General features: G+C 38.2%; 8 protein-coding genes and 2 pseudogenes. 4 read left to right on the top strand and 6 right to left on the bottom strand.

The window, feature by feature from the left end; genetic code table 11:
* Positions 1–48 precede the first annotated feature (48 nt).
* Both LS74_RS08020 and LS74_RS08025 read right to left on the bottom strand, forming a co-directional pair.
* Positions 49–534, bottom strand: coding sequence for a hypothetical protein (locus LS74_RS08020; RefSeq protein ID WP_034585893.1), 486 nt, complete (start codon positions 532–534; stop codon positions 49–51).
* Positions 535–546: 12 nt separating this feature from the next.
* Positions 547–732 carry a hypothetical protein gene (locus LS74_RS08025; protein ID WP_034585896.1) on the bottom strand — a complete coding sequence of 62 codons (186 nt, stop codon included), beginning with the start codon at positions 730–732 and terminating at the stop codon, positions 547–549.
* 284 nt (positions 733–1,016) lie between these two features.
* Here LS74_RS08025 and mqnE point away from each other — a divergent pair, with 284 nt between their 5' ends.
* The 3 genes from mqnE to LS74_RS08040 all read left to right on the top strand — a co-directional run bounded on the left by mqnE (position 1,017) and on the right by LS74_RS08040 (position 5,883).
* A complete protein-coding gene (mqnE, locus tag LS74_RS08030; protein WP_034585900.1) occupies positions 1,017–2,105 on the top strand; it encodes an aminofutalosine synthase MqnE in 1,089 nt (362 codons plus the stop codon).
* Positions 2,106–2,110: 5 nt separating this feature from the next.
* Positions 2,111–4,657: a heavy metal translocating P-type ATPase gene (locus LS74_RS08035; protein WP_236096874.1), complete on the top strand. Its 2,547-nt coding sequence runs from the start codon at positions 2,111–2,113 to the stop codon at positions 4,655–4,657.
* A 110-nt stretch (positions 4,658–4,767) separates the two neighbouring features.
* Complete coding sequence (locus tag LS74_RS08040; protein WP_034588818.1) at positions 4,768–5,883, top strand: Cj0069 family protein; 1,116 nt, start codon at positions 4,768–4,770, stop codon at positions 5,881–5,883.
* Between the two features lie 112 nt (positions 5,884–5,995).
* On the opposite strand, the pseudogene LS74_RS08045 reads toward LS74_RS08040, so the two are convergent.
* Positions 5,996–6,175, bottom strand: a pseudogene (locus LS74_RS08045) (methyl-accepting chemotaxis protein); the annotation flags it as partial.
* A gap of 96 nt (positions 6,176–6,271) precedes the next feature.
* Here LS74_RS08045 and LS74_RS08050 point away from each other — a divergent pair.
* Positions 6,272–6,448 (top strand): hypothetical protein, encoded by a 177-nt coding sequence (locus LS74_RS08050; RefSeq protein ID WP_236096875.1) that lies wholly within the window; start codon positions 6,272–6,274, stop codon positions 6,446–6,448.
* Positions 6,449–7,104: 656 nt separating this feature from the next.
* Here LS74_RS08050 and LS74_RS08055 read toward each other — a convergent pair.
* The 3 genes and pseudogenes from LS74_RS08055 to LS74_RS08065 all read right to left on the bottom strand — a co-directional run.
* Positions 7,105–7,587, bottom strand: a complete 483-nt coding sequence (locus LS74_RS08055; RefSeq protein WP_034588823.1) for a restriction endonuclease — start codon at positions 7,585–7,587, stop codon at positions 7,105–7,107.
* A 38-nt stretch (positions 7,588–7,625) separates the two neighbouring features.
* Positions 7,626–9,374, bottom strand: a complete 1,749-nt coding sequence (locus LS74_RS08060; protein ID WP_138129005.1) for a DUF262 domain-containing protein — start codon at positions 9,372–9,374, stop codon at positions 7,626–7,628.
* A 63-nt stretch (positions 9,375–9,437) separates the two neighbouring features.
* Positions 9,438–9,815, bottom strand: a pseudogene (locus LS74_RS08065) (saccharopine dehydrogenase family protein); the annotation flags it as partial.

Below are 9,815 nucleotides of genomic sequence, written 5' to 3' on the forward strand. Positions count from 1 at the left end.
TTATAAATATAGCCATATTCAAGGGCATACTCAAAATTCCACGATTCCCTAAATGTATGAATCCCAAGCTATCCCAAGCCCCACAGCATTGCGTTTTTGACTAGGCAAACTTACCTTATGTGCGTAGTCATTTATCCCTATGCCAAGCGTGAGATATAAAAAAATCGGCTCACTGAGTGCAATAGAGGGCGTAGAGCTAAAAACAGCGTTAATGGGAAGTCCAAGTGCGAATCTCACACCTATATCATCATAGGTTGCCTGTGTTTTAGAATCTTGCCTTGTAATCCACGCACCGCCTAGCCCAAACTGCCCTTTAAACCCAAAATAAAACCACTTCCGCCAAATATTTGTATCAATATGGAGAGAAGCTAGGGCATTTGAAGCATCAAGTGATTTTGCATTATGCATTCCCCCCTGAATCCCAACACCAACCTTATATTCCGTGCAGTAAGTGTTCTCGCAAAATACTCCGCCAAAACTTTTTGAGAGAAAAATTCCCAAAAATAGTGCTAAGATTCCAAAGTATTGTCTCATCTAGCCCCTTGTTTAAAACCCAATCTCAGGCAAATCTATCTCAAAACTACAATCATCACTTACAATCTCACAAATACCCCACGCCCCAGCACTAATTCCTAGATTCACAAGAAGCCCTCCAAGAAAACTTTCTCCTTGTGTGTTAGCCATCTCTTCACCACTCAAAACTTTGACATCAGCTTTTTCAGCACCAAACATAAAAGCCAAATCCTTCTTACTGAGAGATTCCTGCGTGCTTGCTTCAAGACTAAGTCCAAAAAAACACCAAAACCATAAAGTTTGTATTGATTGCGATGTTTATCGCTTATTCATTGTATATAAAAATATATAGAAAAGATAGAATTAAATTTGGCTTATCATTACTATGTTACCTTTTGTAATGACTAACCTAGTGTATAAAATAAGATTCTAAGCAAAAGCACATTAGAATGTGTTCTTAATGTTTTGCTTATTTTTATAAATCACAAGCATAAGGATTTACAATGGATATTTTACAAAAAGCCCTAGAATATAATGAATCTTCTCTTAGCCCACAAGAGCTAAGCAAACTCTATGAGTATGATATTTTTACCCTTGGTAAAGCCGCTAATGAGCTGCGGACAAAACGCTATGGCAAAAAGGTGTTTTTTAATAACAACCGCCATATTAATCCCAGCAATATCTGTGCTGATGTGTGTAAATTCTGTGCGTTTTCAGCAAGTCGCAAGAATCCAAACCCTTATGCAATGAGTATTGATGAGATTCTAACCCAAGCTCACAAAGCCTATGAAAATGGTGCAAAAGAGCTTCATATCGTATCCGCTCATAATCCAAACTACACTTATGAGTGGTATTTTGAACTTTTTAGGGAGATTAAAAAGGCATTGCCACAGGTGCATTTAAAAGCCCTAACGGCGGCGGAAGTGGATTATATAGATAGAATCTCAAACAAGGGCTATAAAAAAGTGCTAGAAGATATGGTGGAATCTGGCGTAGATTCTATGCCCGGAGGTGGGGCGGAGATATTTGATGAGAGTGTGCGAAGCTATATTTGTAAGGGCAAGGTAAGCTCTAAGCGATGGCTTGAAATCCACGCTTATTGGCACAGCTTAGGCAAGATGAGTAATGCCACTATGCTTTTTGGACATATAGAAAAAAGGGAGCATAGGATAGATCATATGCTGCGTTTGCGGGAGATTCAAAGTGAAGATTCTAAGGTGGCAAGTAAAAATGGGGGATTCAATGCCTTTATCCCGCTGTTATACCAAAAAGAAAATAATTTCCTTAATATCAAAGATTTTCCAAGCGGACAGGAGATTCTAAAAACAATCGCTATTGCTAGAATCTTATTACATAATATCCCGCATATCAAGGCGTATTGGGCGACTTTGGGGCTGAATATGGCAATTGTCGCACAGGAATTTGGTGCTGATGATATGGACGGCACAATCCAGCTAGAATCTATACAATCCGCCGCAGGAGCAAAAAGCAAGGGCGGATTAAGCAAAGATGAGCTTATCTCACAGATTAAAGATGCAGGGTTTGTTGCCATAGAGCGAGATTCTATCTATAATGAATTAGCGGAGTATTAAGGGCTGTGGGAGATTCTAAGCACACGCATTCCACTTCTACCACTTCCACACACGCTAAGGAATCTAAGCGGTGTTGTAGCCATTGTCAGTTGCCCTATGAAGAATCTCAGCTCTTTAAACGCAAAGATGATAAGGGGCAGGAGTTATATTTTTGCTGTAATGGCTGTGAAAGCGTGTATTTGCTTTTAGAATCTTGTGAGCTTACAAGTTTTTATGATAAGCTAAATACGAGCATCACCCCTCCAAATCTCACTCAACAAAGTGATGTAGCACATTTTGATACGCAGGGCTTTTATGATAAATATATCCATTCCATTACTAAAGACAATAAGCAGCTCTGCCAAGTGCATTTGATAATAAGCGGGATTCATTGTGCGGCGTGTATTTGGCTCAATGAAAAGATTCTAAGTCAAACGCAAGGCATATATGAAGTAGCTATAAACTACACAAATAATAAAGCCACTATCACTTGGGATAATGCGATTTTGCCTTTAAGCAAGATTATCTGCCTTATCCGCTCCATTGGCTATGATGCGTATGTCTATGATAGCAGAATCCAAGAGAGTGCGGATAAGGCACAGATGAAGGACTATTATATCCGCGTGATTGTTGCCCTTTTTTGCACGATGAATATTATGTGGGTGGCTATCGCGCAATATAGCGGATATTTTCTAGGCATACAAGCAGATGCAAAGGATATTTTGAATCTTGCTTCATTTGTGCTTTGCACACCTACACTCTTTTATTCTGGCTGGATATTTTACCGCTCAAGCTACTATGGGCTGAAAAATGGCTTTATTGGAATGGACTTGCTTGTCAGTGTAGGCTCAAGCCTTACTTATCTCTACTCCATATATGCGGCTATTACACGCAGTGGTGAGACTTACTTTGAATCTGTGAGTATGATTATTACCTTTGTGCTAGTGGGGAAATTCCTAGAAGTGCGTGCAAGGAAAAATGCCGGCGATAGCCTTGATAGCTTGCAGAATCTTTTGCCTACAAGTGTGGAAGTAAGCAATGGCGAAACATACGAGCAAAAAAGCCTTGAGAGTGTAAAAGTGGGGGATAAGATTCTAGTTCGTGCGGGGGATAAAATCGCCATTGATGGAATCTTAGAGAGTGATTATGCCCTGTTTGACACAAAAGCAATTAGCGGGGAATCCCTACCTTTAGAATCTAAAAAGGGCGAGGCGGTGCTATCTGGCTATATTAATCTTCATCATCAAATATTCTACACCGCTACAAAGGCATTTTCACAAAGCCTGATGAGTCATATTATTGAGCTTGTAAGCTCTTCTCTCTCTCATCGCCCGCAGATTCAAAATCTTGCTAATGCCCTTTCACAATATTTTTCACGCGTGATTTTAAGCCTAGCAGCCTTATGCTTTGTATTTTGGTATTTTCTAGCCGATGTGGGAGCGGAAAAATCCCTAATGATAGCCATATCTGTGATTATCATTGCTTGTCCTTGTGCGTTAGCTCTAGCCACACCCATAGCTTCAGTCGTTGGAATCGGGGAAGCCTATAAGCATACTGTGCTATTTAAACAAGCAAAATTCCTTGAAAGCCTAGCAAAAGCGGATATAGTCGTTTTTGATAAGACAGGCACACTCACTATTGGTAAGCCAAAAGTCCAGCACTGCCACATACAAGGAGATTATGATAAGTTGCTTTTGCGTGAGTTTGTGCGGTTAAGCAAACACCCTGTGGCGTCAGGCATTGCGGAGTTTTTAGCAGATTCAGTTGATGAAGCGGGGCTACAAAAAAATATGTGGGAGCTTAGGGATTTTAAGCAGTTTGATGCACAAGGCATTACCGCTCATAATTTATCGCAGAGTGGAGAGGGCATAAAACTCGTTGGCGGGAATCTTGCCTTTTTAGAAAAACAAGGCTTTGTCATTCCACCCTTAAACATCTCTCAAGGTATGCTTTTTGCCTATGGGATAATAGACAATGAAGAAAAAAAATTATGTGAAGTTTTTGAGCTTTATGATGAGCTAAAGCCCTATGCTAAGACACTCATAGAATCTCTGCATAAAAGTGGCATTCAAACGGCATTGCTAAGTGGCGATAGGCAAGAGAGTGTGAATCTTATAAGCAATCAACTTCATATCCGCCAAGCTAAACACGCTTTATCCCCATTACAAAAGGCGGAGTGGATTAGCACCTATAAGCAAACGCATAAAGATTCTGTGCTTGTGATGATAGGCGATGGCATTAATGACGCTCCAGCTCTAAGCCAAAGCGATATAGCCATTTCTATGGGGGCGGGGAGTGATATTGCGATTTTAAGCAGTGATATTGTTATCCTTGATGACAAGCTTAGCACTTTGCACAACGCCTTTGCAATCGCACAAGGCACATACAAATCTATTAAGCAAAATATTGCCCTAAGCATAGGTTACAATGCCTTGAGTGTGCCTTTAGCCCTTGCCGGACTCGTTATACCGCTTTTTGCCGCACTCTCAATGAGCCTTAGCTCCATCATTGTGGTGCTAAACTCATTAAGATTAAGAAATTTTAAAGCTTTTAAAGAAAACAAAAATGAGTAGAAACTGAAAAAGAAGTAAAAAAGCGTCATATTTTTATGCTTTTTTAGCTTATATTGCAAATTTTTAGCGTAATATAAGCTTGTTTTCAATCTTACATAGGGAGGCGTGTGATGAAAAAGCATATCGTTTTTTTCGAAGCAGTAGGCGGCAGTGATAAAGGCAGAGATGGACACAGAAAAGATACTGTGCCGATGATGGACTATCTCAAAAAGCTTGGTTGGAGTGCGGAAGTTGTGTTTTTCACAGATGAGATTCTAAAAGATTCTGCGAAAACAAATGAGATTTTTGAATATGTTAAAGGTGCGGCTGATGCGTATGTATCGCGTGTGAATCCGGGCAATTTGAAAGAAGAGAAGCTTTACTTTGATGTGTTGCGTAAGCTTTGTGATAGTGGTGTGATTGGTATGCCTCACCCTGATGCGATGATAGGCTATGGGGCAAAAGATGCGCTTACAAAACTTCGCAATACAGAGCTTGTGCCAACAGATACTTTAGCCTACTATGATCCCGCTGAAGCAAAACGCATTGGTGTGAATTGGGTAGCTGGAGAAGAGCACGACTTTAAGGCAAACTTCCCAAAAACTCTGGCAAAAGGTGAAAGAGTGCTAAAGCAAAATCGCGGTAGCACAGGGGAAGGAATCTGGCGTGTGCAGCTAAAAGATCAAAGTCAATATGGTAAATTTGATTCTATCCCACTTGATACCATCGTTCGATGCACAGAAGCGGTGGATAACCACGTAGAAGAGCATAAACTAGGCGATTTTATGAATTTCTGTGAAAAGTATTTGACAGGCGATAATGGTATGCTTGTAGATATGACTTTCTTACCGCGTATTAAAGAGGGCGAGATTAGAATCCTAATGCTGTATAAAGACCCTATTTATGTGGTGCATAAAAAACCAGCTGAAGGTGCAGATGCGTTTTCAGCTACTCTCTTTAGCGGGGCAAAATACCGCTATGATAAGCCAGAGCAATGGAATGAGTTAGTAAGCTACTTCCTATCTAACTTACCAGAGATTAAAACAAAGCTTGGTAATTATGACTTGCCTTTGATTTGGACAGCGGATTTTATCCTTGATACTGATGAAAACGGTAAGGATAAGTATGTGCTAGGCGAAATTAACTGCTCTTGTGTGGGCTTTACTTCCCCTGTTGAGTTTTTAGATAAAACCGCTAGACGCGTAGCAAATACGATTATTAACATCGTAGAAGATGCAAAGTCTTAGCTCACTCTCTAAAATCCTTTATGCGAGATTCTCTTATCTCGCATACCCCACAAGTGCTTTGATACATATTTTAGGCTATTCTTTAAGCGTTGGGCAAGATTCTAAAATCCCCTTAAAACTTCTTACTATTCACATCATCTAAAATTTTTACTGCCACATTATCTAGTGCTGTGCTTATATCGCGTGAATGATTGGCAATTTTTACATTTTGCTGCGTGATGTCTTCAAGTTGCGAAATAGTATCATTGATTTGATTGACACCTTCAGCTTGTTCGTTGATACTCTGCGCCAACAATATGATGAATGCCACAACAAAACCAAAAACGAGAGTAAAAAACTTTGATTGAAGCAATATAAAACTTCAAGCCACACCTTTACGCATCAATATATGCTTTCAAAAAGAGTAACACAAATTTTACAAATCGGTATGCAAAAAGACATAGTCTTGCTTATCGTTGCAGAATCTTTACAAATTACTAGTGATAAAGTAAAGTATTGCTTTCAGGCTTTGGAGCAACATTTAAAACTTTATAGATTCTTGATTTTCATCTCACACTATTTTTAAAGCATTAAACTTTTAAGACACCTTACACTCATATCGATAAAAATTTTTTTGCATTTGTTGCCAAAAAAACAACTCATAGAATCTCTATGATCGTATGTTGGCTAGAATCTTTAATTATTAAGCAAATATGCTTCTTTGTCTAGCTCCTTGCAGTTAACTTGTTGCCACAAAACAATGCCTTAAAACCTTATAAACCTATCCCTTGGTACGCTTCAAATTTTTAAACACCCCAAATCAACCCAAACGACTTTATACGCCCTATCTTTCTACAATCTTGCCCTTGCCAAACACTATAATACTCTTTTGTATGCTCAGTCTCGCTAGATATCCTTGCAAATCCTGCAGATTTTACTTAATAACAAGGCTTGCACTAGAAATGTTTGATGGCCTTAGAGCTATATGGGCAGTTAAGATATTGCGATATATGTAAAAATCTAAACACCATAAGCTCAATCTCCTAGGATCATTGCTCTGCTTCTTTTTTTGGAAAATTCTAATCTGCATTGCCTCTTGCCCAATGCTTTTTGTCTGTGTCTTTCTTTATTTTATTCTTTGGCAGTTCCATCTCATTCTGCTTTAAAAATTTTCAAATCGCACCTATATCCTTATGTATCATATTGTTTAAAATTGTATTTTAATCGTGTTTTTTGTCGCATCTATGTTCTTTCATAGGGGATAATCCTATATTCCATATTATTTTCTTCTAAAAATTTTTTCACGCCATAATCTAGGTTTTCACAGCTTGTTACAAATACGCGGCTGACATTCTTTTTTGCAAAAATCTTTTGATTCTGCTCTAAATACGCAGTGCAATCCCCTAAAAAGATTCTTAAATGTTCCTGTTTTACCTGTGTGTTTTCCCAATTTTTACATTGAATCAAAATTGCTTCCCTGCCTTTATAGGCGATCAAGTCAATTCCCTGATCTCTCCGCCCTTCTTTGATTCCCTTAAAATACACCTTATAGCCTTGCTGTTGGTAGAATCTGCCAATCTGTCGTTCATAATCATCGCCTTTTTGCTTATTTATGGCAGCATAATTCACCGCATAATCTTCGGTTTTTACGAACTTTTTTCGCTTTGGTTTATATAGTAACAAAAAAGCAATACTAACAACAAAAATGATAAATAAAAATTCCATTGTTTATCTTTGTTTACTGAATTTTTCACACATCAGGACTAAAACACTCTTGTAAAAAGATCTCTAAATTTCTCATATATGTGCCTATTTCTTTTTTCAATATCAGTCTTAGCCCAATCTTTTTGCTCATTTTGTGCTAGGAGCTGTGCTTCTTTGAAGTGAGAGTTTTTGTAGCTCTCTTTTTTGCGGTGGAAATAACCATTTCCTGCTTCTATATTGACTTTCTTTTCTAGCAACATTTTATTGCCAATATGTTCTAAAAATTCTTGTGCATCCTTTTTGTCCCAGCCGTTATAGTTAGCTTCCAGCCATTTTCTAGGCAAAATATGCTCAATCTCTGCACTCATTAGCGTGTAGTTTTTGCCATTTAGATTCCATTCTAGCTCTTGTTTGGAATCTAGCATAAGTGCGTAGAGAGCTAAGATGTAGCGTATATGTCTAGGTAAAGCCTTTTTGGAAAAATGGATAAAACTCTCCAAACTTGGCATAACTAAATTGGGAATATTTTTAGATGTTTCAAAAATCTTTTGTATATTGTTATTGTGGATATGGATATTTGCCTTCATAAAGCCCCAAAGCAAGCCTGAAGCTCCACCTTTACCATACAATAATCCAATCGCACAGTACGCTGCAACCTGCGGCAAGATAATGTCTAGCACTTCTTGTAATGCTTCTTTGTTTTGATGGTGTTTATAAAAGCATATACTCACAACCATTTGCCACAATTTATTTTGATATATGCCTAAAAGTGCAAAATATTTTTTAGAATCCTGGCTTAAATATTCATAAGGGTTACACCAAAAATCACCTAATTTTTGGATAAAAATAAAAGTAGATTCCTTGCTCAACATATCATCATTTGCCGCGTAATTGACATCACGACCTTTTGTGTTTTTCTTATGCTTTTGTGTCCAAAAATCTAGCGTGCTTGGTATCGCGGTATCTACATCATTATATTCCGCACGGATAATATGCTCATACTGCGTGAAAAGAAAGCTAATATCCTCCTTTTTTAGATGAGGAGAGCTTTGTATCTTGCTCTCTAGTTCTTTCCACTCTCTAGCAAAAATCTTTTTCTCTTCTTCATTCTTTTTCTCAAAAATAAGACCCTTAAAAATATCCGCAGGGCTTAAAGTTACACCGCGATTATTGAGTGTATTAAAAATGCGCAAGGCTTTATCTCTGTTATCACATTCAATGGGTAAAAGCACGCAAGAGCGTAAAAGGCATAAGCAAAAATCAAACCACTCCACAGGCTTTTCTCTTGCTAATTCGTCAATTTTTCCTTGAAAAAACAAAAAGTTTTTCTCATATAAAGAAAGCTTTATGTTGCTCTTAATATCTAAAGTATCTTTAAAAAGATTTTCTAAAGATTGGTTATCAAAATCTGTTGCCACCTCACTTTTTAAATGCACTTTATCAAAATCAATCTGTCCTGTAAGTGCATTGCTATCCCATAAGCACGCCGCTAAATCACTTTTAAGCTTATCTATACCATTTTGCCCCCTTGCTTTCTCATACAATGCGCGGATTAAGAGATTGAGCGTTGTGGTTCTTTGCTGTCCATCGATGATGTTTTGTCTATAATTTTCCTTATATACCACTACACAACCTAAGAAATACTCCTCGTCCTCTTTTTTATTTTCAAAAAAGTTACATACATCTTCCCAAAGCTGCAAACATTCATCTTCACTCCAGACATAATTTCTTTGATACATTGGAATCAAAAATTTATTTTTTGAAAGATAATCAAATATTGTTTTGCGCTCTGCTCTCATTTCTGCCATTTCCACTCCTTTTTATCGTGGCTTGTTGCTTTTCACAATGTTTTTATTTGTATTTTTGGGATTCTACCCTCTCCCATCTTCTAGCACTTTTAGACTGCCATTAGATTCTATCTCGCAGACGATGTATGGGAGTCCTTGCTTATTTAGCTCACACATAAAGGGGTCGGGGTCGTTTTGCTCCATATTCCATACACCACTACCACTGCTAGAATCTATGCCTTGATGCTCTCCGCCCTTTGGCATATCGGCGTTAAGTTTTAGTCGCTCTGCGTTGTAGGATTCTAGGCTAGAAGCTTCACTGCGTTCAGTATGACAAGGGGCAGAATCCACTTTTTGAGATTTCATATTGCTAGAATCTTGGCATTCTAAGATTGTGCTGCTAGTTTGGGGGTTGTCAAGAAAATCGCGATTGAGCTTACTAGAGGTAAGTGATTGAGCGAT

It is taken from the genome of Helicobacter magdeburgensis (assembly GCF_000765825.2).
GTDB classification, from domain to species: Bacteria; Campylobacterota; Campylobacteria; order Campylobacterales; family Helicobacteraceae; genus Helicobacter_C; species Helicobacter_C magdeburgensis.

What these genes read in the sequence shown, in the direction of transcription:
- LS74_RS08020 (WP_034585893.1), bottom strand. Translation starts at nt 534, where the DNA reads ATGAGACAATACTTTGGAATCTTAGCACTATTTTTGGGAATTTTTCTC.
- LS74_RS08025 (WP_034585896.1), bottom strand. Translation starts at nt 732, where the DNA reads ATGTTTGGTGCTGAAAAAGCTGATGTCAAAGTTTTGAGTGGTGAAGAG.
- mqnE (WP_034585900.1), top strand. Translation starts at nt 1,017, where the DNA reads ATGGATATTTTACAAAAAGCCCTAGAATATAATGAATCTTCTCTTAGC.
- LS74_RS08040 (WP_034588818.1), top strand. Translation starts at nt 4,768, where the DNA reads ATGAAAAAGCATATCGTTTTTTTCGAAGCAGTAGGCGGCAGTGATAAA.
- LS74_RS08050 (WP_236096875.1), top strand. Translation starts at nt 6,272, where the DNA reads ATGCTTTCAAAAAGAGTAACACAAATTTTACAAATCGGTATGCAAAAA.
- LS74_RS08055 (WP_034588823.1), bottom strand. Translation starts at nt 7,587, where the DNA reads ATGGAATTTTTATTTATCATTTTTGTTGTTAGTATTGCTTTTTTGTTA.
- LS74_RS08060 (WP_138129005.1), bottom strand. Translation starts at nt 9,374, where the DNA reads ATGGCAGAAATGAGAGCAGAGCGCAAAACAATATTTGATTATCTTTCA.